A 25,348-nucleotide genomic window follows, 5' to 3' on the forward strand; every position below is an offset into this window, starting at 1 on the left:
GCGGGGTGCGGGCCGGCCGGCAGGGGGCGCTGCCGGCCGGCCCGGGACTACGGGGCTCAGCCCTGGTCGAGCAGGGCCTGCGCCTCGGTGTTCGCCTGCTCGAGCAGGGCGTCGATGTCGGCGTTCTCGTCCGTGAGGACCGCCTGGACCACCGAGTCGAGCAGGGCGTAGATCTCCTGCGTCTTCTGCGACGGCTCACCCACGAGCGGGAGGTCGAACATCGTGTCCGTGTAGCCCGTCATCTGGTCGAGCGGCACGTTGATGAGGTCGGCGATCCACTCCTGGTTCTGCTGGTACTGCTCCTTCGAGAACATCGGCAGGACGGGCGTGCCCACCGGCTGGTCGTTCGCGACGAGCGTCTCGGCGTCCGCGACGGCGCGGTCCTCGTCGACGAGCTTGGCGAGGTAGAAGAAGTCGATCCACTTGATCGCCGCGTCCTTCTTCGCCTCGTCCACGTCCGCCGGCATCGCGGCGAGCGTGCCGCCGGTGAGGACACCGGCGTCGTCACCCTCGAGCGGGAGCGCGGCCAGGCCGTAGGTGGCCGGGTCGACGGCGTTCGTCTGCACGAGCGAGGTGAAGACGTCCGAGCCCGACGTGTACATCGCGACCTGGCCGGCGGCGAACGCCTGGTTCATCGTGCCCCAGTCGAGGAGGAAGTTGGCCCCGAGGGAGTTGTCCTCCCAGCGCATGGCCTTGAGCCACTCGAGCGCTTCCTTGGTGCCGGCGTTGTCGAGCGTCGAGGTGCCCTTGCCGTCCTCGGCGACCTCCTGCGTGCGTCCGCCGCGCGCGAACGTGTTGACGGTGAGCTGCCAACCGCCCGTGTTGTTCTGCGACATCTGCATGTAGCCCGCGACGCCGGGGTTGGCGTCCGCGATCTTCTTCGCGTACTCGCGGACCTCGTCCCACGTGGTCGGCGGCGCGTCGGGGTCGAGCCCGGCCGACTCGAACAGGGCCCGGTTGTAGTGCAGGCCGACGCCGTAGACGTTCTTCGCGGGGATCGCGTAGACGTGCCCGTCGGAACCCGTGCCGGCCTCGATGATGGCCGGGTTGAACTTGTCGGCGTACGGCAGCTCACGGAACTGCGCGTCGAGGTCGGCGAGCTGGCCGTTCTCGACGAGCGTCTTCGCGTCGGTGAACGGGATCTCGAAGACGTCGGGCAGCGTGCCGCCGGCGAGCTGGGGGGCGAACGTCGTCGCCTTCCACTCGTACTCCTCCGGCACGATGTCGATGTCGGGGTTGGCCGCCTCGAACTCCTCGACCTGGGCGTTGAAGGCGTCGATCGCCTCCTGCTCGGAGCCGGGCAGGAGCGAGACCACCTTGAGGGTGACCTTCCCGTCGGCGCCGTCGCCGCCGTCGTCGTCGCCCGAGCCGCTGCTCGAGCACGCGGCGAGCGTGCTGAACGCGAGCGCCCCCGCGAGGGTGAGGGCGATCGTCTGACGTGTGGACTTCATCGTCACTCCTGTGTTCCGGTGGTGCTGGGTGTGCTGGATGGTGTGCTGGGTTGCCGGGCCGACCGGCTCGCGGCCCGGGGTCTGAGGGTCAGGCGGCCGAGCTCACGCTCGGAGCCAGACCGCGGTGTCGGTGGCGAGGCGCGTCGGTGGCTCCGACGCGTCCGTACCGTGAGGGGTGCCGCTGTGGAGGAGGACCTCGGCGTCCGCGGGGAGCGGCACGTCCTCGGCCCCGAGGTTGACGACGCACGTGACCGCGTCAGGTACGTCGCCACGGGTGAAGGCGAGCACGTCGTCCCCGAGGGCAGCGCCGTCGAGGGAGTCGAGCCAGCGGAACGTCTCGCCGTGCAGCGCGGGCTCTGTGCGCCGCGTCGCGAGGACGCGGCGGTAGAGCGCGAGCATCGAGGCGTCGTCGTCCGCCTGGGCCTCGACCGACACCTCACCCCAGCCGGCCGGCTGGGGAAGCCAGGGCTCCGCGCCGCCGTCGGGCCCGAAGCCGTGGCTCGAGCCGTCCCGGGTCCACGGGATCGGGACCCGGCAGCCGTCGCGGCCGGGGTCGACGCCCTCGGAGCGGAAGTGCATGGGGTCCTGGATCGCCTCGCGCGGCAGGTCCTCGACCTCGGGCAGGCCGAGCTCGTCGCCCTGGTAGAGGTACAGCGAGCCCGGGAGCGCGGCGGACAGCAGCGCGGCGGCCCGTGCCCGACGGCGCCCCGTCTCCAGGTCCGTCGGCGTGCCGAAGCGCTTGGTCGTGAACGCGAACGAGCTGTCCTCGCGCCCGTACCGGGTCACCGGGCGCGTGACGTCGTGGTTCGACAGGACCCACGTCGCCGGCGCCGCAACGGGCGCGTGCGCGTCGAGCGTCGTCTGGACCGACTCGCGCAGCGCCTTCGCGTCCCACGGCCGCGCCATGAAGTCGAAGTTGAACGCGGTGTGCATCTCGTCGGGACGCAGGTACTGCGCGAACCGCGCGCGGTCCGCGAGCCACACCTCGCCGACGAGGACGCGGGGCTCGGCGTACGAGTCGGCGACGGCGCGCCAGCCGCGGTAGATGTCGTGCAGCTCGTCGCGGTCGACGTGCGGGTGCTCCCCCGGTCCCGGGTGCGCGGGGACCTCCGGCAGCGCCGGGTCCTTGACGAGCTGGGCCGCGGAGTCGATGCGGATGCCCGCGGCGCCGCGGTCGAACCAGAACCGCAGGATGTCCTCGTGCTCGCGGCGCACGTCCGGGTGGCTCCAGTTGAGGTCCGGCTGCTCGGGGGCGAACACGTGCAGGTACCACTCGCCGGGCGTGCCGTCGGGGTTCGTCGTGCGCGTCCACGTGCTGCCCTGGAACTCGGAGACCCAGCGCGTGGGGATCTCGGCGCCGTCCTCGCCCTTGCCGGGGTGGAACCAGAAACGCTCGCGCTCCGGGGACCCAGGACCGGCCGTGAGGGCGGCCTTGAACCACTCGTGCTCGGACGAGACGTGGTTCGGGACGACGTCGATGATCGTCCGGATGCCGAGCTCGCGCGCCTCGGCGATGAGCTGCTCCGACTCGGCGAGCGTGCCGAACTGGGGGTCGATCGCGCGGTAGTCGGCGACGTCGTAGCCGCCGTCGGCGAGGGGGGACACGTACCAGGGGGTGAACCAGATCGCGTCGACACCGAGGTCGCGCAGGTACGGCAGCCGGGAGCGGACGCCCGCGAGGTCACCCGTCCCGTCGCCGTTCCCGTCCGCGAAGCTGCGCACGTACACCTGGTAGATCACGGCACTGCGCCACCAGTCGTCCGGCGCGCCCGCCGGCTGCCGCACCGCCTGCGCGACGGTCGCGTCGGGGGTGTGTTCGCCGTCGGCGACTCGGGGGTGATCGTTGCTCACCGCGTCCTCTTCCGTGAGTTCGTGTGCCGTGCGTGCCGGGCACGCTCGCCTGCTGCGCACTGCGTTCGTCGCCCGGGTCGTTCCGGGGGGGTCGTCGTGGTCGTCGACTGCGTCGTCGGGCACGACTGTAACTAGACGACAGGTTGCGCGCAAGAACCCGACAGCGTCGTTACCGAAACGCTATCTCTTGATGTCGAGAGACCTACGCCCGTTTGCGGTGGAACCACGTGTGCCGGGCGGGGCTCGGTGTCGCACGGTGTCCCGCCGAGCCCCGGGATGTCGGCGGGCTGGCCACCAGTTGTGCCGACAACCCCGGGTTCGGGCGTGCGCGGGGACGGCGACGACCCCGGGTCGGGCGCGTCGTGCGCCAGACCCGGGGTCGTGGGTGGTGGTACTGCTCGGTGCTCCCGTTATGGGGCGACGGCCTCGCGGCCCGTGGCGTGCGCCGCGGCGGTGGAGCCGCGCACGACGAGCTCGGGCTCGAAGAGCAGCTCGTCGCGCGAGACGTCGGCGCCCGCGATCATGCTCGCGAGCAGGTCGACGGCGGCCCGGCCCATCGGCTCGATGGGCTGGCGCACGGTCGTCAGCGCGGGGTCCGTGGAGTTCATGAGGTTCGAGTCGTCGTAGCCGACGACGGAGACGTCGGTCGGCACGTCGAGACCTGCACGGCGCACCGCGCGGATCGCGCCCAGGGCGAGCGGGTCGCTCGCGCACACGATCGCCGTCGCGCCGGCCTCGAGCAGCCGGTTCGCCGCGGCCTGCCCGCTCTCGAGGGAGTACTGGCTGTGCACGACGAGCGCCGGGTCGAGCGCGTGCCCGTGCCGCTCGACGAACACCTGGGCCGCGGCGAGCTTGCGTTCCGACGGCACGTGGTCGGCGGGGCCGAGCAGGAGCCCGACCTTCTCGTGGCCGAGCGAGAGCACGTGCCCGAGCGCCTGGTTCGTCGCGACGAGGTCGTCGCACGACACGCGGGGGAAGTCGAGGTCCTCGATCGACGCGTTCATGAGCACGACCGGCAGCCCGAGCTTCTCGATCCGCCGGAAGTGGGCGTGGTCGGCGAGCCGCTCGGCGTAGAACCCGCCGGCGAAGATGACGCCCGAGACGTGCTGACCCAGGAGCAGGTCGATGTACTCGGCCTCGGTGACGCCTCCCGCGGTCCGCGTGCACAGCACGGGCGTGAAGCCCTGCTGCGCGAGCGCGCCGCCGATGACCTCGGCGAACGCCGGAAAGATGGGGTTGACCAGCTCCGGCAGCACCAGGCCGACGAGACGACCGCGCTCCCCGCGCAGCTTCGTCGGTCGCTCGTACCCGAGGACGTCGAGAGCGGTGAGCACCGCGTCGCGCGTCGCCTGGGAGACCCCCGGCTTCCCGTTGAGCACGCGACTCACGGTGGCCTCGCTGACCCCGACCTTCTTGGCGACCTCCGCCAGACGTCTCGACATGCCGCCGACTATACGCCGACGCGCAAGCGGCTTGCGCGAGTTGCGACACCTCGACGAATCCTTGCGTCAGTCCCCGACGCTGCGCGCGAAGTCGGCGAACGCCCGGGGCGGTCGGCCCAGGGCCTGCTCGACGCCGTCGGTCGGGTCGGTGTCCCGGCCGTCGCGGAGCGTGGCGAAGACGTCGTCCAGCACCGCGACCACGTCGCCCGGCACACCTCCGGCGGACAGGCCGGCGACGAACTCCTCGCCGGAGATCGCGTCGTACCGGAGCCGTCGGCCCGTCGCCCGGGCGATGAGCTCCGTCGCCGTCGCGAACGTGACGGGCCGCGGTCCGGTCAGCTCGTAGACCCGGCCGTCGTGACCCTCGTCGGTCAGGGCGGCGGCCGCGACCTCGGCGAGGTCCTCGACGTCCACGAACGGCACCGCCGCGGCCGCGGCCGGCACGGCGAGGACGCCGTCGGTCACCAGGTCGGCCAGGAACCCCTCGTCGAAGTTCTGCGCGAACCAGGTCGAGCGCAGGATCGTCCACCGCGCACCCGACCCGCGGACTGCCGCCTCGGCCGGAGCGTGCTCGTGCTGGCCACGACCCGAGAGCAGCACGAGACGATCCGCCCCGTGGTCGACCGCCGCCGCGGCGAGGGCCGCCACGTGGTCCGCGGCGCCCGGCAGGCCCAGGTCGGTGGGGTACGTGACGTAGACGGCGCCGACGCCGCGCAGCGCGGGCTCCCACGTCGCCGGCTCGTCCCAGTCGAACGCCGGGCTGCCGGAGCGGGACCCGACCCGGACCGGGCGGCCCCTCGCGGTGAGTCGTGCGGCCACCCGGCGACCGGTGATGCCCGTGCCGCCGAGGACCAGTGTGGTCGTCGTGCTGGAGAGTGTCGTCGTCATGCCTCGAGCCAACCGGCTCGCCCCACGACCGGGAATGGTGGAGCGTCCCGGCCGGATGAGCATCCGTCCTAGTCTGGCGGACGTGGACGCACTGGCGAACCTCCTCGACGGACCGCGCGGCCGCGGCGCGTTCCTGCTGCGCACGATCATGTCCGCGCCGTGGTCGGTCCGCATGGACGACGACGCGCCGCTCGGGCTCGTCGCCGTCGTGTCGGGCACGGCGTGGATCGTCCCCGCCGTCGGCGAGGCGCGGGAGCTGCGGGCCGGGTCGGTGGCGGTCGTGAAGGGCCCGGCCCCGGTGGTCCTCGCGAGCGACCCTGCGCTGGAGCCCCAGGTCGTGTGCGGGCGCGGCGGTCGCCGGACGACACCCGCGGGCGCCGACCTCGGCGACAGCATGCGGCTCGGGCCGCGCACGTGGGGAAACGACCCGGACGGTCCCACCGTGGTGCTCATGGGCTGCTACCAGCTCCGCGGCGAGATCAGCCGTCGGGTCCTCGACGCCCTGCCCGCGGCGTTCGCCCTCGAGCCGGAGGCCTGGAGCTCGCCGCTCGTGCCGCTGCTCGCCGACGAGACCGGTGCCGACGCACCCGGCCAGGCCGCGGTCCTCGACCGGCTCTTCGACCTCCTGCTCGTCTCCGTCGTCCGAGCCTGGTTCAACCGACCCGACGCCGAGGCGCCGTGGTGGTACAGCGCCCACCTGGACCCGGTGGTCGGCCCCGCGCTGCGGCTCCTGCAGGAGCATCCCGCCCGTCCCTGGACCGTCGCGACCCTGGCCGACGATGCCCGTACGTCCCGCTCCGTGCTGGCGCGCCGCTTCACGGAGGTCGTCGGGGTGCCCCCGATGGCGTACCTCAAGGAGTGGCGGCTCGCGCGCGCCGCAGACCTCCTCCTCGAACCCGACCTGACGCTCGACGCGATCGCCCGGCGCGTCGGCTACAGCGACGGGTCGACGCTCAGCAGCCTCTTCAAGACCGCTCGCGGCATCAGCCCGCAGGGGTACCGCCAGACCGTCGGGAGCACCCTGGCGTGAACGGCGTGCCGACGCCCGCGAGCGTCGGCCTGCTGCTAGGAGGCCGAGAAGAGCGGGGCGCGGCCCGGCGGCTGCGCGGGCGGCGCCGCCGTCGCCTGCCGGGCCGCTCGCTCCAGCACCGGTTGCTCCGGGGAGAGGGCGAACTCCTCGCCGTCGTGCACGAGCCGCAGCTTCTCGCCGGCCAGCAGACGGTACGTCACCGTGGCCCGCCGCACCTCGACGCGAGCGCTCGCACCCTGATGGCGGACCGTGAACGCGAGCCCGGTCAGGCGTGCGGGTAGGCACGGTGCGAGGTGGAGGGCGCCGTCGTCCCGCCGCATCCCGCCGAGCCCTTCGACGAGGGCGGTCCACGCCCCGGCGAGGGATCCGAGGTGCAGCCCGCCGTCGGTCGAGGCGCGCAGGTCGCACAGGTCGATGAGCGCGCACTCGCGCGCGTAGTCGTAGGCGAGGTCGAGGTAGCCGATCTCGGCCGCGACGACGGCCTGCGCGGGCGCTGAGAGCGAGGAGTCGCGCACGGTGAGGGGCTCGTAGTAGTCGAAGTCGCGGCGCCGCTGCTCGGGGGTGAACTCCTCGCGCGCGGTGTGCAGCGCCAGCACGAGGTCGGCCTGCTTGACGACCTGCCGACGGTAGAGCTCGACGTAGTGCACGTGGTCGTCGAGCGGGAACCGGGCCGTGCCCCGGGCCTCGAAGTCCCAGTGCGCGTGCCGCGTGAAGTCCTGCGACTGCTCGGTGACCCGCAGCTCGGCACAGTACGGCACGACCATCCGGTCGGCCGCCCGGACCCACTCCGCGCGCTCGTCGGCGGTGACCCCGAGCCCGGCCGCGCGCTCCGGGTACCGCTCGCACAGCTCGGCGGCCGCCCGCAAGTTCTTGCGCGCCATGAGGTTGGTGTAGGTGTTGTTGTCCATGACCGCGGTGTACTCGTCCGGGCCGGTCACGCCGTCGATGCGGAAGCCCGACGCCGTGTGGTGCCCCCGGCCGGCCCACAGCCGCGCCGTCTCGACCACCAGGTCGACGGCCACGTCGCGGGCGAAGCCCTCGTCTGCGGTGGCGGCGACGTGCCGCACGGCCGCGAGCGCGACCGCGGCGTTGACATGGAAGGCGGCCGTGCCCGCAGGCCAGTAGCCCGACGCCTCGCGCCCGCTGATCGTGCGCCACGGGAACGTGGCGCCGGGCAGGCCCAGCTCGGCCGCCCGCTCGTGCGCCGCCGGCAAGCTGGCGTGCCGCCAGCGCAGGTGGGCCGCCGCCGCGGCGGGCAGCACGTGGTCGAGCACGGGGAGCACGAAGGTCTCCGAGTCCCAGAAGGCGTGGCCTCCGTAGCCGGTGCCCGTCAGCCCTTTGGCCCGGACGCCGACGCCCTCCACGCGCGCGGAGGCCTGCACCACCTGGAACAGCGAGTGGCGCACGGCCTGCTGCATCTCGTCGTCGCCCTCGACCTCGACGTCGCCACGATCCCAGACGTCGTCGAGGAGCTCGGCCTGCTCGTGCTGCAGCTCGTCCCACCCGGCCGCCAGGGCGCCGACCAGCACCTCGTGGGCGTGCGTGGGCAGCGCGTCCGCGTCGGGCCCGCCCACGTACGCCGCGACGACGAGCACGGTGAGCCACTGGCCCACCCGGAGGTCGACGCTCAGGTCGACTCCGCCCCCGCGGTGGTGCCACACCGGCGTCACGCCGTCCGCGTGCTCGACGACGTGCGCGGCCTCGACGGCGACCCCTCGCCCCGAGCGCACGGTGCGCTGGTGCACGGACGAGCCCTCGGCGTCGTGCCGGCACGACGCCGTCACGAGCCCGGGCGCGGACGCCCCCTCGCCGTCGGTCACGCCGTGGTCGCACCCGGGCGCGGGACGTACGGTCACCGTGGCGTCGTCGTGCGCACGCACGTGCCACCGGGACGCGACGACCTCGCGCCGGGCGAGCGAGACGAGACGCCGGTTGCTCAGCGTCACGGTCCCGCCGGACGGCGCGGTCCAGCGCAGCTCGCGGTCGAGGACGCCGCGGCGCAGGTCGAGGACACGGTCGTGCGCCTCGACCGACCCGTCCGGCTCCGCCGACCCGGCCGTCGAGCCGACCAGGACGTCGACCGGCGCGCCGTCCACGGACCAGCCGAGGCGCCACGCGTCCACCACCGGGACGAGCCGTTCCTCGACCTCGGGGTAGGCGTAGGCCCGCTCGGCGTACGTCTGGTCGAACTCCTCGAAGACGGACGCGACGAGGGTGGCCGGGTCGGCGTCGGCGTCCCGCTCGTCCAGCACACCGCGCACACCGACGTACCCGTTGGCCAGGGCAAGGACCGAGGCGGCGGTGTCGGGGCCGTCGAGATCGAGGTCCGACTCCCGGACCGACCAGAGGCTGAGGTTGTGCGTCACCCGAGCCACCCCATCACGACCCGCGCGAGCACACCCGTCGAACGGCGAGCACTGACCAGTGCGTCGCCGTTGCCCGCCCGGGTAGGCTCGTTCGGTGTCCTTCCAAACCTGGTCCGGGCTCGTCCCGGCACCCGTGGCACTGACGCCCGGTGACGGCCTGACGATGCTCGTCGACGGGATCCACGTGGTCACCGACCCCGCCCTGCGCCCCGCCGCCCGCTGGTGGCGCCGCGTCACCGAGGAGGCCTTCGGCCTCGACCTCCACCTCACGACGACGCCCGTCCACCCCGACACCCGGGCCACGGTCACGTTCGCGCTCGACGGCGACCTGCCGCCGTCGGGCTACCGCCTCACCGTGGACGAGGGAGGCGTTCAGGTCGACGCCGCCGACCTCGACGGCGCCCACGCCGCCGCCCAGACCCTCCGCCAGCTCGCAGGCCCGCCCGCCTTTCGCCGCGCCCCCGTCCCGGCGACGACCGCCCCCGCACCACGACCGACGCCCCCCACCGCGGCGACGGATGACGCCCCCCCGACCCCGGTGAGCGACCCACCCGCAGACCAGGCGAGCGACGGCCCCGCGCACCAGGTGAGCGGCCCACCGAGGGCGGTGGCGGACGAGGAGCGCGCGCGGGTCGTGGCGGGCCTGGCGGGAGCGCCGAGGAACGAGGCGCGGAGGGGAGACCCGCGCGCGCTCCTCGGGAGCCACCGCCCGGACCCACGCCCCGGAACGCTGACTCTCCCCCACGGAACCCTCACCGACCACCCCCGCTTCCCCTGGCGCGGCGTGCTGCTCGACGTCGCACGCCACTTCCTGCCGAAGTCCGACGTGCTGCGGTTCGTCGACCTCGCCGCGGCGCACAAGCTCAACGTCGTCCAGCTCCACCTCACGGACGACCAGGGCTGGCGCGTCGAGATCGAGCGCTACCCCCGCCTCACCGAGGTCGGTGCGTGGCGGCACGAGTCCGGACTCGGCACGTGGCGCGCGGGTGTCTTCGACGGCCGCCCGCACGGCGGCTTCTACACGAAGGACGACCTGCGCGAGATCGTCGCGTACGCACGTGAGCGTGGGGTGACGGTGGTCCCGGAGATCGACGTGCCGGGCCACGTCGAGGCCGCCGTCGCGGCATACCCGGAGCTCGGGACGCGCAAGCGGCCGCACGAGGTGCGCACGACGTGGGGCGTGAGCACCGAGGTGCTCGACCCGTCGGAGGAGTCGCTGGCGTTCTTCCGGCATGTGCTCGACGAGGTGCTCGACGTCTTCGACGCACCGTTCGTCGCGATCGGCGGCGACGAGGTCCCGACGACGCTCTGGCGCGACAACCCGGCGATCGCGGCGCGCGCCGAGGCGCTCGGGCTCGCCGACGTCGGTGAGCTGCACGGCTGGTTCCTCGCGCGCCTCGCGGAGCACGTCGCCTCGCGCGGACGGCGCGCGATCGTGTGGGACGAGGCGTTCGGGCCGGCGCTCCCCCGCGACGTCGTCGTGACGTCGTGGCGCGGCTGGGCCGTCGGGGCGGACGCGCTGGCCGCCGGACACGACGTCGTCATGGCGCCCGAGCAGGTCGTGTACCTCGACCACCGCGGCGGCGACACCCCGGACGAGCCCGTCCCCGTCGGCTTCCTCACCTCGCTCGACGACGTGTACGCGTTCGAGCCGCTGCCCGCGGGCCTCGCGGTCCCGCGGACGGGCGCCCGGAGGGACATCCGGATGGACACGGACCCCGCCCGTCCCGGGCGGCTGCTCGGCGGCCAGGCCGAGCTGTGGTCGGAGCACCTGGATTCCGCGCGCCGCGTCGACTACGCGGCGTTCCCGCGCCTCGCGGCCTTCGCGGAGGTGATGTGGTCACCGGCCGTCGACCGCTCCCCCGGCTCGCCCGCGTCGCGCGCGTTCCGCGAGCGCCTCGAGGCGCACCACCTGCCGCGCCTCGACGCGTACGGGGTCGAGTACCGCCCGCTCGACGGGCCGCACCCGTGGCAGACCCGGCCCGGCGTCGCGGGCTGGCCGCGCGACCGCGCGGCCGAGCTCGACGCAGGAGGGCTGCGCGGCGTCGGCGGCTGGGTCGAGGGCCGCGACGAGGGCGCCGGGGGCCCGGCGTGAGCGCGCTGGTGGTCCGCGGCGCCCGGCTCGTCGAGCCCGACGGCGGCGCGTCCTCCCCCGTCGACGTCACGGTGCGTGCGGGCCGGGTCGAGTCCGTCACGCCCGCCGCGGGGAGCGCAGCACTGCCCGACGGCGCCACGCACCTCGACGCGGGCGGGCGCCTGCTGCTGCCCGGCTTCGTCGACGCGCACGTGCACGGCGAGGCCGCGGTGCTGGACGAGGACGTGCAGCTCGCGATGCTGCGCCAAGGGGTGACGAGCGTCGTGGTCGGTCAGGACGGGGTGTCGTACGCACCCTCGCCGGGACCGAGCGCCGCGGCGTGGGCGAGCGGGTACTTCGCCGCGATCAACGGCGAGCACCCCACGTTCCGCGGCGGGTCCGTCGCGGACCTGCTCGCCACCTACGACGGCACGACGCGCGTCAACGTCGGGTACCTCGCCCCGCACGGCACGATCCGGTACGCCGTCCTCGGGGCCTCCGCGCGTGCCGCGGCGCCCGCCGAGACGGACCGGATGCTCGACCTGCTCACCGCCGCGCTCGACGACGGCGCCCTCGGCATGTCGACCGGTCTGGAGTACGTCCCCGCGGCGTACGCCGACGAGGCCGAGCTCGTCGCGCTCGCCCGGGCGCTCGCCGCGCGCGGGCTGCCGCACGTCTCCCACATGCGCGGCTACGAGGACCGGGCCGGGCCGGCGTTCGCCGAGCTTGTCCGCGTCGCGCGGGCGTCCGGCGTCGCGACCCACGTCTCGCACTACCACGGGCCGGCGGCCGAGCTCCTGGGCTACGTCGACGACGCGCTCGCCGACGGCCTCGACGTCACGTTCGACTCCTACCCCTACCTGCGCGGCTGCTCGATCCTGTCGATGGTGTCCCTGCCGACCTGGCTGCCGATCGCTGACGTCGACGCGACTCTCACCGCCCTGCGCGACCCGGTCGTCCTGGAGCACCTGCACCGCGAGCACTTCCCCGCGCTGGCCGACCTGTGGCCGCGCGTGACGATGGCCGCAGTACCCACGGGAGCCCGGGTCGGCACCGCGGCCGAGCCACCTCCCGCTGAGCGCGCCGAGGACCTCGCCTGGGCGGAGGGCCTGACCCTGCCCGACGTCGCCGCGCGCCTCGGCCTGTCCCCCGCCGAGGCCGCCGTGCGCCTGCTCGTCGCGACGCGCCTGCGCGCGTCGTGCGTGTTCGCCCAGCCCTCGACGAGCTCGCCCGGGTCCGTGCGCGCCCTGCTGCGCCACCGGGCGCACGTCGGCGGCTCCGACGCCATCTACGCCGGCGGGCGGCCGCACCCGCGCGGCTGGGGCGCCTTCGCGCGCTTCCTCGCCGAGCACGTGCGTACCCTCGGTGACTGGACGTGGCACGACGCCGTCACGCACCTGTCCACGCGGCCGGCGCAGCGCTTCGCCCTCGCGGGACGCGGCGTGGTGGCGCCCGGCGTGGTAGGGGACCTCGCGCTCGTCGATCCTGGGAGGGTGCAGGACGAGGCGACGTACGAGGCTCCCCGCCGACCGGCGGCGGGCATCGACGACGTGCTCGTCGCCGGCGTGCCCGTCCTGCGCGACGGCCGGCTCACCGACGTCCTGCCGGGCCGGCCCCTGCGCCCCGAACCCACGACCCACGCGCCGTGGGCACGAGCAGCCTCACCGAGGAGGACCGCATGACCGGCTCCGACCGCACGCGTGGCACCGACACCGCGCCCCGCGTACCCGACCCCGACCCCGACCGGCCGTGGGCCGGCGACGTCGTCGGGCCCCGGACCAAGGGGCTCCGGCTCGACATGGCGACCACGGTCGCCGACGTCCTGGCGGGCGCGCCGCGCATCACCGACGCCGCGTTCTCGTGGCCGCTGCTCACGCTCGACGACGCGACGCTCGACCACAACGTGGGGGTCGTCGCGCGCGTGTGCGCGGAGCGCGGCGTCGAGCACGCCCCGCACGTGAAGACGACGATGTCGCGCGCGCTGTACGCGCGCCAGGCCGCCGCCGGGGCGTGGGGCGCGACGGTCGCGACGCCGTCCCAGCTCCGGACCGTGCGCGACTGGGGCGTGCCGCGCGTGCTCCTCGCGAACGAGCTGCTCGACCCGCGCGACCTCGCGTGGGTGCGCGACGACCTCGCCCGCGCGCCCGGCAGCGGGCCCGAGGACGGCGGCGCGGCGGCGGACGAGGTGTGGCTGTACGTGGACTCGACCCACGGCGTCGACCTCCTGTCGCGGGCGTTCGGGGACGCCCCAGCGGCCGTGCGCGCACGGCTGGGCGTCCTCGTCGAGCTCGGCGTCCCGGGCGGGCGCACGGGCGTGCGCAGCACCGCCGCCGCGCTCGACCTCGCGCGCGCGGTGCGGGCCCGCGGCCTGCGGCTCGTCGGCGTCGCCGGGTACGAGGGGTCGGTCGCGGGCGGCACGTCCGACGACGAGCTCGCCGCGGTCACCGCGTGGTGCCGCGACCTGCGCGCGCTGGGCGCCGCCTTCGCCCGCGAAGGGCTCGCGGGTGTCGACGAGCCGCTCGTGCTCTCGGCGGGCGGCAGCTCGTTCCTCGACGTCGTGCTCGCCGAGCTGCCCGGGCCGCTCGCCGTCCCCGGCGCCGGGTCCGTGCCGGGTGGCGACCCCCGCGAGGTGGCCGTGCGCGTCGTCGTGCGCTCCGGTGCGTACGTCACGCACGACCACGGCTTCTACTCGCGCACCGACCCGTGGAGCCGGATCCCCGGAGCGGAGCCGCTGCGTGGCGCCGCGACCGTCTGGGGGCAGGTGCTGTCCGTGCCCGAGCCGGGGCTCGCGGTCTGCGGGGTCGGGCGGCGCGACGTGTCGTTCGACATCGACCTGCCCGTCGCGCTGTGGCTGCGTCACCAGTCCGACGACGGCTGGCACCCCCCGCGCGAGCTCGCCGGCACGCGCGTCGCGGCGCTCAACGACCAGCACCTGTACCTCGCCCTGGACCCCGCGACGGACTCGCCCACGACCGCCGAGGTCCGCCCCGGCGACGTCGTCGGGTTCGGTATCTCCCACCCGTGCACGACGTTCGACCGGTGGCGCGTGGCCGCCGTCGTGCGCGGCGACGAGGTCGTGGACCTCGCGACGATCGACCTGTGACCGCCCGGCCGCACACGCGCCGGCAACCGCACCAGCACCGAGAGGGACAGCCATGACCAGCGAGAAGACCGCGATCTCGACCCCCGACGCCCCGGCACCGGCCCACACGTTCCACCAGGGCGTGCGCAAGGGACCGTTCGTCCAGGTCTCCGGCCAGGGTCCCGTCGACCCCGCCACGAACGAGTACCTCCACCCCGGGGACGTCGCGGCGCAGACCACGCGCACGCTCGAGAACGTGAAGGCGATCGTCGAGGCGTCGGGCGCGACGTTCGACGACGTCGTCATGCTGCGCGTCTACCTCACGAAGCGCGAGGACTTCCCGGTCATGAACGAGGCCTACGGCGCGTTCGTCGCCACGCACACGACGAACGGCGTCCTCCCCAGCCGCACGACCGTCTTCACCGGCCTGCCCCGCGAGGAGATGCTCGTCGAGATCGACGCCTTCGCCATCACCGCCTGACCCGCCCCTCGGGCGCGCGTCCCTGGTGTGGGTGCGCGCGCCTAGCCTCGCGGGCATGACAAGCACATGAGGAGCACAGCATGATCGCGACGGTCGCCGTCGAGTCGTACCGCTCGCTGCGCAGTCTCGTGCTGCCGCTCGGACGGCTCACGGTGGTCACGGGGGCGAACGGCACGGGCAAGTCGAGCCTCTACCGAGCGCTGCGGCTGCTCGCCGAGTGCGCGCTCGGCGGGGCGGTCGGCGCCGTCGCGCGCGAGGGTGGGCTGCGCTCGACCCTGTGGGCCGGGCCCGAGCAGGTCGGGCGTGCCGTGCGCGACGGCGACCATCCCGTCCAGGGCACGCGGCGCACCGCGCCCGTCGCGCTGCGGCTCGGGTTCGCCGGCCAGGCACCGGGCGACCTCGGGTACGCGGTGGACCTCGGCCTGCCGCAGCACCCCGGCTCGGCCTTCGGCCTCGACCCCGAGATCAAGGTCGAGTCGGTGTGGTCGGGGCCGACGCCGCGGCCCGCGACGCTCCAGGTCGAGCGGCGCGGCCCCGCGGTCCGCGTGCGCGACGACGCCGGCCGCTGGGTCTCCTCCCCGGCGCGCCTGCGGTCGTTCGACAGCATGCTCACCGAGCTCGTCGACCCCGTCGGAGCGCCCGAGGTCGTCGCGGTGCGCGAGCGCCTGCGGTCGTGGCGCTTCTACGACCAGTTCCGGACCGACCCGCACGCACCCGCGCGCGCTCCGCAGGTCGGGACGCGCACGCCCGTGCTCGCGCACGACGGCTCCGACCTCGCCGCGGCGCTCGAGACCGTGCGCGACCTCGGCCGCGGGGACGAGCTCGACCGCGCCGTCTCGCGCGCGTTCCCCGGCGGCCGCGTCGACGTGCGCGCCGACGACGGCCGGTTCGAGCTCGCGTTCCACCAGGACGGGCTGCTCCGCCCGCTCACCGGCGCCGAGCTGAGCGACGGCACGCTGCGCTTCCTCCTGCTCGTCGCGGCGCTGCTCTCGCCTCGCCCGCCCGAGCTGCTCGTGCTCAACGAGCCCGAGACGAGCCTGCACCCCGACCTGCTGCCCGCCCTCGGCCCGCTCGTGCACGCCGCCGGGCGCGAGACGCAGGTCGTGGTCGTGACCCACTCGTCGGCGCTCGTCGGGGCGCTCCGGGAGGCAACGGCGTCGGGCACCGCGGACCTGCCCGGTCCGGACGACCTGCTCGAGGTCGAGCTCGTGCGTACCGCGTTCGGGGAGACGACGGTCGCGGGGCGTGAGGGCCCGCTGGACCAGCCCGCGTGGACCTGGCCGAAGCGCTGACGGCGGGTCACACCGGCGTCATGCGTTCCGTCCCGACGACCCGCAGCAGCGCCAGCGCGTCGGCCTCGCGCGTCCCCGGCGCGGCCGAGTAGATGATTACGGACTGGTCGGCGTCCGGGACGTGCAGGGTGTCGCAGTCGAGGGTGACGGTGCCGAGGACATCGTGCTCGATCGTCTTGCGCTGCACGCCCCAGTGGCCGGCCGTGCTGTGGCGCCACAGCCGCTCGAAGTCCGCGCTCCGGGACCGGAGCTCCGCGACGAGCTGCGCGAGGCCGGGGTCGCGGGGGTAGCGGGCCGCCGTCGCACGGAGGCTCGCCACGGACTGCGCGTCCGTCGCCGCGCGCTCCTCGTCCGTCATCGCGACGTGGCCACGGCGCGGCACGCTGCACCCCAGGAACCGCATGCGCACGATGTTGCGCTCACGAGGGGGCAGCTCCGTCCAGTCGCCGAGCAGGGCCGAGCTCATCGCGTTCCACGCCAGGACGTCGCCCTTGGCGCTGAGGACCAGGGTCGGCAGGTCGGCGAACCGGTCGAGCAGCCGCTGGACGCTCGGGCGCACGGCGAGCGGGATCGTGCCCGGACCGGGAGGCGCGCTCCCGGCGAGGTGGAAGACGGCGGCGCGCTCGTCGTCGTCGAGCCGCAGCGCCCGCGTCAGGGCGCCCAGGACCTGCACCGACGGTCTGCTCCCCCGCCCCTGCTCGAGCCGGACGACGTAGTCGACGCTCACGCCCGCGAGCTGGGCGACCTCCTCGCGCCGCAGCCCGGGCGTCCGCCGTCGTGTCCCCGCCGGGAGCCCGACGTCCTGGGGCGCGAGGCGCTCGCGCGCGCGGCGCAGGGTCGTGCCCAGCTCGTTCCGCTCCATCGGCCCATCGTGCCCGACGCCGTCACCCGGGCCGCACGGTCCTCTCCGGCCAGCCTGGTACGGGCGCTCCCAGGATGCCCCCGCCCTGGAGCGCGCGACCGGCCGCGGCGATCGTGAAGCCATGACCACCGACACGCAGAACACCGCCACCAGCACCATCGCCCTCGTCACCGGCGCGACGCGAGGCATCGGCCGCGAGAGCGTCCGCCGCCTGGCCGAGCTCGGCTGGACCGTCTGGCTCGGCGCGCGCGACGTCGAGGAGGGTCGGGCCGTCGCCCGGGAGATCACCGCGGAGCTGCCGTCGGCCGACGTGCGCGCCGTGGCCCTGGACGTCACCGACGACGCGTCGGTGACGTCCGCCGCGGACCGGGTCGCCGCAGAGTCCGGGCGGCTCGACGTCCTCGTGAACAACGCCGGGGTCGGGGGCACCCGGCGGCCGCCCCGCGAGACGACGCCCGCGGACTTCCTCCCCGTCTACGGGGTGAACGTCCTCGGCCCCGTCCGCACGACCCTCGCGTTCCTCCCCCTCCTCGACCGGTCCGCGCAGCCGCGCGTCGTCATGGTCTCGAGCGGGATCGGGTCGTTCGGCGTGACGACCGACCCGGACCGGCTCGAGTCGACGCTCGTCGGCCTCGTCTACCCGTCGTCGAAGACCGCGCTCAACATGATCACGACCCAGTACGCCAAGGGCCTGCCGGGCTACCAGGTGCTGGCCGTCGACCCGGGGTACACCGCGACCGGGCTGAACGGCTTCTCGGGCACCCAGAGCGTCGAGGAGGGGGCCGCGTCGACCGTGCTCGCGGCGACCGTCGCGCCGGGCACCCCGAGCGGCACGTTCACGCACCAGGGCGAGCTGCTGCCCTGGTGATCGTCGCGCGCGACCGCCCGGCCGGAAAGCCCGGCCGGCGGTCAGCGGCGCGAGGCCACGTGGAGGCTCGTCACCGTCGCGGCGAGGTCGACGAGGCGCGACGCCGTGCGGTCGAGCAGGTCGTCGAGCTCGATCGGCCCGGGGGCGATGCTGAAGGCCGCGGCGATCCCCGCGTCGCGCGCCTGGTGCGCGGGCAGCAGCACACGCCCGGCGAGCACGACGACGGGCGGGCGGTGCAGGGCCTCCGCGGCGAGCGCGCCGATCGCGTCGGCGACCTTGCCGTTCACCGACTGCGAGTCGAACGAGCCCTCGCCCGTGAAGACCAGGTCGGCGCGGTAGATCTCGTCGGGCAGCCCGATCGCCTCGGCGACGAGCCCCGCGCCCGGCTCGAGCTCCGCGCCGAGGACGCCGACCATCCCCGCCGGGACCCCACCCGCCGCGCCCGCGCCCGCGAGCTCCGACACGTCGAAGCCCGCCTCCTGAGCGAGCACGCCCGCCCAGCGGCGCAGCGCGGCGTCGAGGAACGCGACGTCGGCTTCGCGGGCTCCCTTCTGCGGGCCGAACACGTGCGCCGCGCCGCGCTCGCCGTGCAGGGGGTTCGTCACGTCGACCGCGAGCCGCCACCGCACCTCGCGCGCACGCGGGTGCAGGCCGGACAGGTCGAGGCGCGCGACCTGCGCGAGGCCCTCGCCGCCGTCGGGCACCTGCTGGCCGCTCTCGTCGAGGAGCCGCGCCCCGAGGCCGGTGAGGATCCCCGCGCCGCCGTCGGTGGACGCCGAGCCGCCGAGGCACACGATCACCTCGCCCACCCCCGCGTCGAGCACCGCCGCCGCGGCGGCGCCCGTGCCGAGGGTGTGCGCGTGGAGCGGTTGGAGCGCGACGTCGCTCACCTGCGGCAGGCCGCTCGCCTCCGCGAGCTCGACCACACCGAGCCGGCCGTCGCGCGAGACGCCGTACCGGGCCGTGCGGGGCCGGCCGATCGCGTCGACCGTCTCGACCTCTCGCGCCGGGACGCCCCACACGGCGAGGAGCGCGTCGAGGGTGCCCTCGCCGCCGTCGGCCATGGGCAGCTCGACGACCTGCGCATCGGGGACGACGCTGCGCACCCCCGTGGCGACGGAGTGCGCGACCTCCGCAGCGCTCAGGCTGCCCTTGAACGAGTCGGGCGCGACGACCACGCGCAGCGGGTCACGGAGACCCGGCTCTCCGGACGGGGACGGCTCCGGGCGCGACTGCTCGGGACGGGACGGAATGGTGCTCGGCGTTGAGGACACGCTCAGATACTAGGCAGCGGGACGCACGGCCGTCCGCGGGGAACGGACGGAGCGGACGTGTTCCGCGCCACAGCGCTCACGCACGCCCCGACCGGCTCGGCGCTCCGTCCGTCGCGGGTTCCGGCGTCTCGTGCGGCGCCGCGTCGGGGATCGCCGACTGCGCGGCCCGCAGGCGGTCGAGGAGATGGGCGAGGGCCGCAAGCTCGTCGTCGCCCAGCGCGCCGCCCACGTAGGCCGCTATGGCCTGGGCGTGCGCGCGGCCGATCCTCCGCTGGAGGTCGTGCCCCGCCGGGGTGAGGCGCACGAGCGTGCCGCGGGCGTCGTCGGGCGCGGCGGTCCGCTCCACGAGGCCGCGCGCCGCGAGCCGGTCGACCATGCGGCTCAGCGACGGCTGGCTGAGGAGGATGTACGCGTTGAGGTCGCGCAGGCGCAGACCCTCGGGCGGGCCCTTCGTGAGCGAGAACAGCACGTCATACTCACGCATCGTCAGCTCGTCCCAGACCGGGTCGGACCGGAGCCGGCGCATGATCGCCACCTGGGTGCGGAAGAGGGACTCCCAGGTCTCGACGGCGAGGCGCGCGCTCCCGTGGCCTGACGGCACACGGCCGCCGCGGTCCTGCTCCGCCATGTCGCCTCCGGTTGACGATCGATGCGTTCGCATCGACCTTACCCGCTGGCCGTGCCGGTTCAGCGCCCGAGGCGCCGCTCCCGCTGCGAGTACGCGCGCAGCGCACGCAGGTAGTCGACCCGGCGGAAGTCCGGCCAGTACGCCTCGCAGAAGTAGAACTCCGAGTGGGCGCTCTGCCATAGGAGGAACCCGCCCAGGCGCTGCTCGCCCGACGTCCTGATGACGAGCTCGGGGTCCGGCTGGCCCTTGGTATAGAGGTGCTCCTCGATGTGCTCGACGTCGAGGTTCTCGGCGAGGTCCTCCAGCCGCGCGCCGGCGTCGGCCTGCTCGCGCAGGTACGAGCGCACGGCGTCGGCGATCTCGTGCCGACCGCCGTAGCCGATGGCCACGTTGACCTGCAGCCCGTCGGTCGCGGCGGTGCGCTGCTGCGCCTCGCGCAGCGCTGCGGCCAGACGCTCCGGGAGCAGGTCGAGCCTGCCCATGACGCGCAGGCGCCACCGGCCCGAGTCGGCGAGGTCGCGCACCGCGTCCTCGATGATGTCGAGGAGCGCGGAGAGCTCCTCCTGCGAGCGGGACAGGTTGTCGGTCGAGAGCATCCACAGCGTGACGACCTCGACGCCCTGGTCCTCGCTCCACCCCAGGAACTCGGTGATCTTGTCCGCGCCGCGACGGTGGCCGGTCGCCGTCGACTCCCCGAACGAGCGCGCCCAGCGCCGGTTCCCGTCGAGGATCACGCCCACGTGGCGCGGGACGCTCTCGTGCGAGAGCGACGCCGCGAGGCGACGCTCGTAGAGTCCGTAGACAGGACGGGGTAGACGCACGACGGTTCCTCGACGACGGTGGACGGGTAGGAGTCCGGCGATCGCTCGCCTGGCGGGCACGCGCGTCGAACCGGACTCGCACACGCTACCGCCCGGCGGCACCGCGACCGGGCGGCGTCGCGACCCCCGGGTCGCCCTGCCCAGGATCTTCACACCCCGGACCGCATCCCGTAGATCAACCTACGCTGCCGTAACCTACGATGGCGTAGGTTGATTCGGCAGACCTGCCCGACCACCGCACGAGCCGCCGACCGGCCCCACCCCCACGAGGAGCACCCGTGGCCCGACCGACCCCCGAACCCGACCACGCGCCAGGTCCAGGCACAGGTCACGGCTCGACCGTGCGCGAGAGCGTCGGAGAGGCCGTCGAGAAGGTCGCCGACGCGGTCAAGCCGCGACTGCGCGGTTGGATCCACGCCGGCACGTTCCCCTTCGTGCTCGTCGCGAGCATCGTGCTCGTCGTCGTCGCGCCGCCCGTCGCCGGCAAGGTCGCGTGCGCGATCTTCGGCCTCAGCGCGTGCCTGCTCTTCGGCACGAGCGCCGTCTACCACCGCGGCACCTGGTCACCACGCGTCGCCGGGATCCTCCGGCGGGCGGACCACTCGAACATCTTCCTCATCATCGCCGGCACCTACACGCCCCTGGCCGTGCTCCTGCTCCCCCAGCGCACCGCCACCATCCTGCTCGTGATCGTCTGGAGCGGCGCCGTCCTGGGCCTGCTCGCCCGGATCCTGTGGCTCGACGCGCCCCGCTGGGTGTACGTCCCGATCTACGTCGCGCTCGGCTGGGTCGCCGTCGGCTACATGCCGCAGTTCTGGACCACGACGAACGGTCCCGCGATCGTGTGGCTCGTCGCCGTGGGCGGCCTCGCCTACACGCTCGGCGCCGTCGTCTACGGCATCAAGAGGCCCAACCCCAGCCCGCGCTGGTTCGGGTTCCACGAGATCTTCCACGTGCTCACCGTCGTCGGGTTCACGTGCCACTACGCCGCGATCATGCTGGCGGCGGTCGCCGCGCGCTGACGTTTGCTGGTTGGGCGACGCGGTGTCGGTCGGGGCGGTGCCGGACGAGGGGCGGCGGCGGGTCTACCATCCGCCCGCTCGTGCCTCGCGGGCTCCCGCCAGGCCCTCCACGACCCGCCGCCGCCCCTCGTCCGGCCCCACCCCTCGCAGGCGGGTGGCACTTCCGTTCGGGTCAGGCTGCGGCGGTTTCCTCGCGCGGCTCGGCTGGGCGGTACAGGTCGGTGGTCCGGGTCAGTTGCGCGGGACGACGGCGTAGCGGCGGTTCGCGAGCGACGGGTTGCGCTCGCGGGCGCTCGCGAGGGCGTCCGGGTCGAGGTCGGCCGTGCGCAGCTCGGCGCGCTCGCCGAGCTCGAGGCCGACCTGGCCGTCCGGGCCGACGAGGAGCGAACGGCCGGTGACCCCCTTGCCCGCCTGGCCGACGGCGACCACGACCGCCGTGTTCTCGATCGCCCGCGCGCGGACGAGGGTGCGCCAGTGGTCGGCCTTGAGCTCGCCCGCCGCCCAGGCCGCCGGGACGACGAGGACGTCGGCGCCGGCGTCGACGAGACGGCGTGCGCTCTCGGGGAAGCGCAGGTCGTAGCACGTCATGACACCGAACGTGAGGTCCCCGACCGGGAGGACGAGCGGAGGGGCTGCCGGGTCTCCCGGCTCGAGCCGGTCCGACTCCCGGTGCCCGAACGCGTCGTAGAGGTGCACCTTGCGGTAGGTGCCCACGAGCTCGCCGGAGGCGTCCACGGCGACGACGGCGTTGACCGCCATGCCCGGTGCGGAGCCGGGCAGCAGCGTCCCCGCGACCACCGCCACGCCGTGCTCGCGCGCGAGGCGCCGCAGGCCTCGGACGAACGGGCCGTCGAGCGGCTCAGCGTGCTCCGGTCCCGTGCCGCGCGGGTCGAACCCCGCCGCGTACTCGGGGAGCACGAGAAGGTGGGCGTGCACGCGCGCGGCCTCCCGGAACGCAGCGCCGACGCTCTCGAGGTTCGCCGCGTGGTCGGTCGAGACCTCGAGCTGGCCGATCGTGACGCGCGCACCGGTGGCCACGGTCAGTCCCGTCGGTCCGCGTCGTCGCCGGGCTCGTCGCCCGGTCCGTCCGTCCCGGGGGCGCCGGACGCGCTACCGCCTCGGGCGCCGTCGTCGGGCGCGGTACCCGCGGCCGGGTCCTCACCAGACGTGGTGCCTTGCGCCTCGTCGAGCGGCCCGTCGGGTCCGATCCCCTGGGTCTCGGCGTTGTGGCGCATGCGGCGCAGCTGGCGCGAGAGCGCGAAGAACAGCCCGACCGTGGCGAGCGCGACGAGGAAGATCGCGAGGAACCCGACGAGCCCCGGGGACACGTCGGTCGGCTCCAGCTCCGGCCGGAGCTGGTCGTCCGTCGGGCTCGGCGTCGTCGTCTCCGCGACGACGTCGGCCGCCCAGCCCGGCCCCCCGGGGTACGCGGCCCCGGGTGCCTGGAGGATGAGCGCGAGGTCCGTCGTCGGGCTCATGCCGTGCCCCCCTCGGAAGCGACGAGCTCGCGGACACCCGCGAACAGGTCGTCCTCGGGGAGCTGCGTGGGGATGCGTGACTCGGCGAGCTCGTACTCCTCGTACGGCCACACGTCGACCTCGAGGTCGCGTGGGATGGCGAAGAAGAAGCCGTCGGGGTCGATCTGCGACGCGTGCGCGATGAGAGCCGCGTCACGCTGGGCGTAGTACCGCGCGACCGGGACGCGCGTCGTGACCGCTCGCTCCGGGATCTCCCGCGCAGAACGGGACTCGACCCAGTCGCCGAACGGCGACTCCAGGCCGGCGCCCTGCATCGCCTCGTGGAGGGTGCGGATGCGGTTCATCGAGAAGTCGTGGTTGTAGTAGAGCTTGAGCGGCGACCACGGCGCGGCACCGCCGGCGCGGCGGTAGCGGTCGGGGTCGCCGGCCGCGTGGAAGGCCTCGAACGCGACGCGGTGGCACATCACGTGGTCGGGGTGCGGGTAGCCGCCCGACGGGTCGTACGTCGTGATGACGTGCGGCCGGAACTCGCGGACGAGCTCGACGAGCGGCGCAGACGCCTCCTCGAGCGGCACGAGACCGAACGACCCGTCGGGGAGCGGCGGCAAGGGGTCGCCCTCCGGGAGCCCCGAGTCGACGAACCCGAGCCACTGCTGACGCACGCCGAGCGCCCGCGCGGCGGCGGCCATCTCCACGCGGCGCAGCGCGCGCATGCCCTCGAGGTCGCCCGGGCCCTCGCCGAAGCCGGGGTTGAGGATGTCGCCGCGCTCGCCGCCGGTGCACGTCGCGACGAGCACGTCGACGCCCTCGGCCGCGTACCGGGCGGTGGTCGCGGCGCCCTTGCTCGACTCGTCGTCGGGGTGGGCGTGCACGGCCAGCAGGCGGAGCCGCTCCGGCTGCTGGACGATCGATCCGGCCGCGGGTTCGGCCACTGGTCCTCCCGGGGTGCGCGTGCGTCTCCCCGCGCGCCTGGCGCCGTCGTGGGTGCACGACGACCGCCGGGGCTCTGCGAAGATGGGTCGAGGACATGATCCCCCACCCCGCCCACCCCTGACGAACCGCCGAGACGTGACAGACGTCGCTCGCGGGTACCTCGCGGGGTACGGCGTCGACCACCAGGACCGCACCATGACGAACGAGACCACCGCACCGCAGCCGGGCGCCCCCCTGCGCCCACCGCCGGGACGGTACGGGCCCGAGCCGTCGGCGCGACGCCGTCGCCTGGCCGTCGTCGGGATCGTGCTCGTGGCGCTCCTGGGAGTCGCGATCACGCTCGCCATCGGGCTGAAGGCCGCAGACGTGCCGGTGCGCTTCAAGGACTTCGGCTACGAGGTGGTCAGCCCCGAGCGGGTCGACGTGACGTTCGAGGTCTACATGGACCCGGGCACGACGGCGGTCTGCACGCTCGACGCGCTCGCCGCGAGCTATGCCCAGGTCGGGACCGTCGACGCGACGGTCGGGCCGGTCGACACCGCGGAGGCGCGCTACACGGTGAGCGTCGCGACGTCGGAGCTCGCCACCACCGGGATCGTCCAGTCCTGCCAGGTCGCCTCCGGCGAGGAGCCGCCTCCGGCGACGAGACCGTGAGGAACGGCTCGGCGCGCGCGGCGACCACCTGACCTGCACCTGACCAGCACCGCCTGACCTGCGGCGTCGCGGTCCTGGTCGCCCGCTTTGCTATCCTGAGGGATTCCCGCGCTCGACCACGCGGTACCCGTGACGGCTTCTCGTCGTCACCCGGGCACCCGTGGAGGACGTCGGGAGAGACCAGCCACATGCGCTGCCACCCGGGCAGCGTCACCGACCCGGGCAGGCAGGCGCACCGCGTGAGCACGCGCCCGGCTGCCCGTACCTGCACGGCCGCGCCCCGGCGCGGCCGTCGACCATGGAAAAGGAAGGAGCGAACCGTGACCGAGACCACCGTCACCTGGCTGACCCAGGAGGCGCACGACAGGCTTCAGGCCGAGCTCGCCCACCTGTCCGGCGCGGGCCGCACCGAGATCGCGGAGCGCATCGCGGCCGCGCGGGACGAGGGCGACCTCAAGGAGAACGGCGGCTACCACGCCGCGCGCGAGGAGCAGGCCAAGAACGAGGCCCGCATCCGCGAGCTCACCGAGAAGCTGCGCAACGTGCAGATCGGCACGCCGCCGGACGACGGCAAGGTGGAGGCCGGCATGGTCGTCACCGCGCTCGTCGCGGGCGAGGAGATGACGTTCCTCCTCGGTTCGCGCGAGATCGCCGGCACGACCGACCTCGACGTGTACTCGCCGACGTCGCCGCTCGGCGCCGCGATCGACGGCAAGTCCGTCGGCGACGAGACGAGCTACACCGCGCCCAACGGCAACGAGATCGCCGTGAAGGTCACCGCCGCGAAGCCCTTCCAGGGCTGACGCGCCGGCACCGACCGCGCGAGAAGCACGAGCGGCCCCTCCGACACC

The 25,348-nt window shown here is 74.6% G+C and carries 22 protein-coding genes; 10 read left to right on the forward strand and 12 right to left on the reverse strand.

What is annotated here, in order from left to right; genetic code table 11:
• Window positions 1-56: 56 nt before the first annotated feature.
• The 4 genes from AC4H2H_RS09390 to AC4H2H_RS09405 all read right to left on the reverse strand — a co-directional run bounded on the left by AC4H2H_RS09390 (window position 57) and on the right by AC4H2H_RS09405 (window position 5,632).
• A complete protein-coding gene (locus AC4H2H_RS09390; protein ID WP_494370541.1) occupies window positions 57-1,451 on the reverse strand; it encodes an ABC transporter substrate-binding protein in 1,395 nt (464 codons plus the stop codon).
• A gap of 102 nt (window positions 1,452-1,553) precedes the next feature.
• Window positions 1,554-3,236, reverse strand: coding sequence for a glycoside hydrolase family 13 protein (locus AC4H2H_RS09395; protein WP_494370564.1), 1,683 nt, complete (start codon window positions 3,234-3,236; stop codon window positions 1,554-1,556).
• A 476-nt stretch (window positions 3,237-3,712) separates the two neighbouring features.
• Window positions 3,713-4,744, reverse strand: a complete 1,032-nt coding sequence (locus AC4H2H_RS09400) for a LacI family DNA-binding transcriptional regulator (protein ID WP_494370542.1) — start codon at window positions 4,742-4,744, stop codon at window positions 3,713-3,715.
• 66 nt (window positions 4,745-4,810) lie between these two features.
• Window positions 4,811-5,632: a Rossmann-fold NAD(P)-binding domain-containing protein gene (locus tag AC4H2H_RS09405; RefSeq protein ID WP_494370543.1), complete on the reverse strand. Its 822-nt coding sequence runs from the start codon at window positions 5,630-5,632 to the stop codon at window positions 4,811-4,813.
• Window positions 5,633-5,714: 82 nt separating this feature from the next.
• On the opposite strand from AC4H2H_RS09405, the gene AC4H2H_RS09410 reads away from it, so the two are divergent.
• Entirely contained in the window at window positions 5,715-6,662 is a 948-nt protein-coding gene (locus AC4H2H_RS09410; protein ID WP_494370544.1) for an AraC family transcriptional regulator, read from the forward strand.
• A gap of 35 nt (window positions 6,663-6,697) precedes the next feature.
• Here the strand turns inward: AC4H2H_RS09410 and AC4H2H_RS09415 are convergent, their stop codons facing one another.
• Window positions 6,698-9,028, reverse strand: coding sequence for a glycoside hydrolase family 65 protein (locus AC4H2H_RS09415; RefSeq protein WP_494370545.1), 2,331 nt, complete (start codon window positions 9,026-9,028; stop codon window positions 6,698-6,700).
• Between the two features lie 94 nt (window positions 9,029-9,122).
• On the opposite strand from AC4H2H_RS09415, the gene AC4H2H_RS09420 reads away from it, so the two are divergent.
• The 5 genes from AC4H2H_RS09420 to AC4H2H_RS09440 all read left to right on the forward strand — a co-directional run bounded on the left by AC4H2H_RS09420 (window position 9,123) and on the right by AC4H2H_RS09440 (window position 15,957).
• A complete protein-coding gene (locus AC4H2H_RS09420; RefSeq protein ID WP_494370546.1) occupies window positions 9,123-11,123 on the forward strand; it encodes a beta-N-acetylhexosaminidase in 2,001 nt (666 codons plus the stop codon).
• Window positions 11,120-12,784: an N-acyl-D-amino-acid deacylase family protein gene (locus AC4H2H_RS09425; protein WP_494370547.1), complete on the forward strand. Its 1,665-nt coding sequence runs from the start codon at window positions 11,120-11,122 to the stop codon at window positions 12,782-12,784. Before AC4H2H_RS09420 ends, AC4H2H_RS09425 begins: the two co-directional genes overlap by 4 nt.
• The gene (locus tag AC4H2H_RS09430; RefSeq protein ID WP_494370548.1) at window positions 12,781-14,205 is read left to right on the forward strand and encodes an alanine racemase; all 1,425 of its coding nucleotides are present in this window, start codon (window positions 12,781-12,783) and stop codon (window positions 14,203-14,205) included. Before AC4H2H_RS09425 ends, AC4H2H_RS09430 begins: the two co-directional genes overlap by 4 nt.
• Window positions 14,206-14,257: 52 nt before the next feature.
• A complete protein-coding gene (locus AC4H2H_RS09435) occupies window positions 14,258-14,665 on the forward strand; it encodes a RidA family protein (protein WP_494370549.1) in 408 nt (135 codons plus the stop codon).
• Window positions 14,666-14,745: 80 nt separating this feature from the next.
• Window positions 14,746-15,957: an AAA family ATPase gene (locus tag AC4H2H_RS09440; protein ID WP_494370550.1), complete on the forward strand. Its 1,212-nt coding sequence runs from the start codon at window positions 14,746-14,748 to the stop codon at window positions 15,955-15,957.
• Window positions 15,958-15,964: 7 nt separating this feature from the next.
• Here the strand turns inward: AC4H2H_RS09440 and AC4H2H_RS09445 are convergent, their stop codons facing one another.
• Window positions 15,965-16,819 carry a helix-turn-helix transcriptional regulator gene (locus AC4H2H_RS09445; RefSeq protein ID WP_494370551.1) on the reverse strand — a complete coding sequence of 285 codons (855 nt, stop codon included), beginning with the start codon at window positions 16,817-16,819 and terminating at the stop codon, window positions 15,965-15,967.
• Window positions 16,820-16,940: 121 nt separating this feature from the next.
• On the opposite strand from AC4H2H_RS09445, the gene AC4H2H_RS09450 reads away from it, so the two are divergent.
• Window positions 16,941-17,687, forward strand: a complete 747-nt coding sequence (locus AC4H2H_RS09450; RefSeq protein ID WP_494370552.1) for an SDR family NAD(P)-dependent oxidoreductase — start codon at window positions 16,941-16,943, stop codon at window positions 17,685-17,687.
• Between the two features lie 41 nt (window positions 17,688-17,728).
• Here the strand turns inward: AC4H2H_RS09450 and AC4H2H_RS09455 are convergent, their stop codons facing one another.
• From AC4H2H_RS09455 to AC4H2H_RS09465, 3 genes are all read right to left on the reverse strand, one after another.
• Window positions 17,729-18,961, reverse strand: coding sequence for a glycerate kinase (locus tag AC4H2H_RS09455; protein ID WP_494370553.1), 1,233 nt, complete (start codon window positions 18,959-18,961; stop codon window positions 17,729-17,731).
• 76 nt (window positions 18,962-19,037) lie between these two features.
• Window positions 19,038-19,589 (reverse strand): MarR family winged helix-turn-helix transcriptional regulator, encoded by a 552-nt coding sequence (locus tag AC4H2H_RS09460; RefSeq protein ID WP_494370554.1) that lies wholly within the window; start codon window positions 19,587-19,589, stop codon window positions 19,038-19,040.
• Between the two features lie 59 nt (window positions 19,590-19,648).
• A complete protein-coding gene (locus AC4H2H_RS09465) occupies window positions 19,649-20,410 on the reverse strand; it encodes an isoprenyl transferase (protein WP_483773899.1) in 762 nt (253 codons plus the stop codon).
• 278 nt (window positions 20,411-20,688) lie between these two features.
• On the opposite strand from AC4H2H_RS09465, the gene trhA reads away from it, so the two are divergent.
• Window positions 20,689-21,432: a PAQR family membrane homeostasis protein TrhA gene (gene trhA, locus AC4H2H_RS09470; RefSeq protein WP_494370555.1), complete on the forward strand. Its 744-nt coding sequence runs from the start codon at window positions 20,689-20,691 to the stop codon at window positions 21,430-21,432.
• A 231-nt stretch (window positions 21,433-21,663) separates the two neighbouring features.
• Here trhA and AC4H2H_RS09475 read toward each other — a convergent pair whose 3' ends face one another.
• Genes AC4H2H_RS09475 through mca form a run of 3 tightly spaced genes read right to left on the reverse strand, consistent with a single transcriptional unit; the run spans window position 21,664 to window position 23,842 of the window.
• The gene (locus tag AC4H2H_RS09475; protein WP_494370556.1) at window positions 21,664-22,470 is read right to left on the reverse strand and encodes a carbon-nitrogen hydrolase family protein; all 807 of its coding nucleotides are present in this window, start codon (window positions 22,468-22,470) and stop codon (window positions 21,664-21,666) included.
• A gap of 2 nt (window positions 22,471-22,472) precedes the next feature.
• Window positions 22,473-22,910 (reverse strand): hypothetical protein, encoded by a 438-nt coding sequence (locus AC4H2H_RS09480; RefSeq protein ID WP_494370557.1) that lies wholly within the window; start codon window positions 22,908-22,910, stop codon window positions 22,473-22,475.
• The gene (gene mca / locus AC4H2H_RS09485; protein WP_494370558.1) at window positions 22,907-23,842 is read right to left on the reverse strand and encodes a mycothiol conjugate amidase Mca; all 936 of its coding nucleotides are present in this window, start codon (window positions 23,840-23,842) and stop codon (window positions 22,907-22,909) included. The genes AC4H2H_RS09480 and mca overlap by 4 nt, the downstream gene beginning before the upstream one ends.
• A 136-nt stretch (window positions 23,843-23,978) precedes the next feature.
• Between mca and AC4H2H_RS09490 the strand changes: the two genes are divergently transcribed.
• Together AC4H2H_RS09490 and greA are read left to right on the forward strand one after the other, a co-directional pair.
• Entirely contained in the window at window positions 23,979-24,497 is a 519-nt protein-coding gene (locus AC4H2H_RS09490) for a DUF4307 domain-containing protein (protein ID WP_494370559.1), read from the forward strand.
• 320 nt (window positions 24,498-24,817) lie between these two features.
• Entirely contained in the window at window positions 24,818-25,300 is a 483-nt protein-coding gene (gene greA, locus AC4H2H_RS09495) for a transcription elongation factor GreA (protein ID WP_494370560.1), read from the forward strand.
• Window positions 25,301-25,348: the final 48 nt, after the last annotated feature.

The sequence above is a fragment of the Cellulosimicrobium sp. BMG9.22 genome, assembly GCF_059159975.1.

What these genes read in the sequence shown, in the direction of transcription:
- AC4H2H_RS09390 (WP_494370541.1), bottom strand. Translation starts at nt 1,451, where the DNA reads ATGAAGTCCACACGTCAGACGATCGCCCTCACCCTCGCGGGGGCGCTC.
- AC4H2H_RS09400 (WP_494370542.1), bottom strand. Translation starts at nt 4,744, where the DNA reads ATGTCGAGACGTCTGGCGGAGGTCGCCAAGAAGGTCGGGGTCAGCGAG.
- AC4H2H_RS09405 (WP_494370543.1), bottom strand. Translation starts at nt 5,632, where the DNA reads ATGACGACGACACTCTCCAGCACGACGACCACACTGGTCCTCGGCGGC.
- AC4H2H_RS09430 (WP_494370548.1), top strand. Translation starts at nt 12,781, where the DNA reads ATGACCGGCTCCGACCGCACGCGTGGCACCGACACCGCGCCCCGCGTA.
- AC4H2H_RS09435 (WP_494370549.1), top strand. Translation starts at nt 14,258, where the DNA reads ATGACCAGCGAGAAGACCGCGATCTCGACCCCCGACGCCCCGGCACCG.
- AC4H2H_RS09440 (WP_494370550.1), top strand. Translation starts at nt 14,746, where the DNA reads ATGATCGCGACGGTCGCCGTCGAGTCGTACCGCTCGCTGCGCAGTCTC.
- AC4H2H_RS09445 (WP_494370551.1), bottom strand. Translation starts at nt 16,819, where the DNA reads ATGGAGCGGAACGAGCTGGGCACGACCCTGCGCCGCGCGCGCGAGCGC.
- AC4H2H_RS09450 (WP_494370552.1), top strand. Translation starts at nt 16,941, where the DNA reads ATGACCACCGACACGCAGAACACCGCCACCAGCACCATCGCCCTCGTC.
- AC4H2H_RS09460 (WP_494370554.1), bottom strand. Translation starts at nt 19,589, where the DNA reads ATGGCGGAGCAGGACCGCGGCGGCCGTGTGCCGTCAGGCCACGGGAGC.
- AC4H2H_RS09480 (WP_494370557.1), bottom strand. Translation starts at nt 22,910, where the DNA reads ATGAGCCCGACGACGGACCTCGCGCTCATCCTCCAGGCACCCGGGGCC.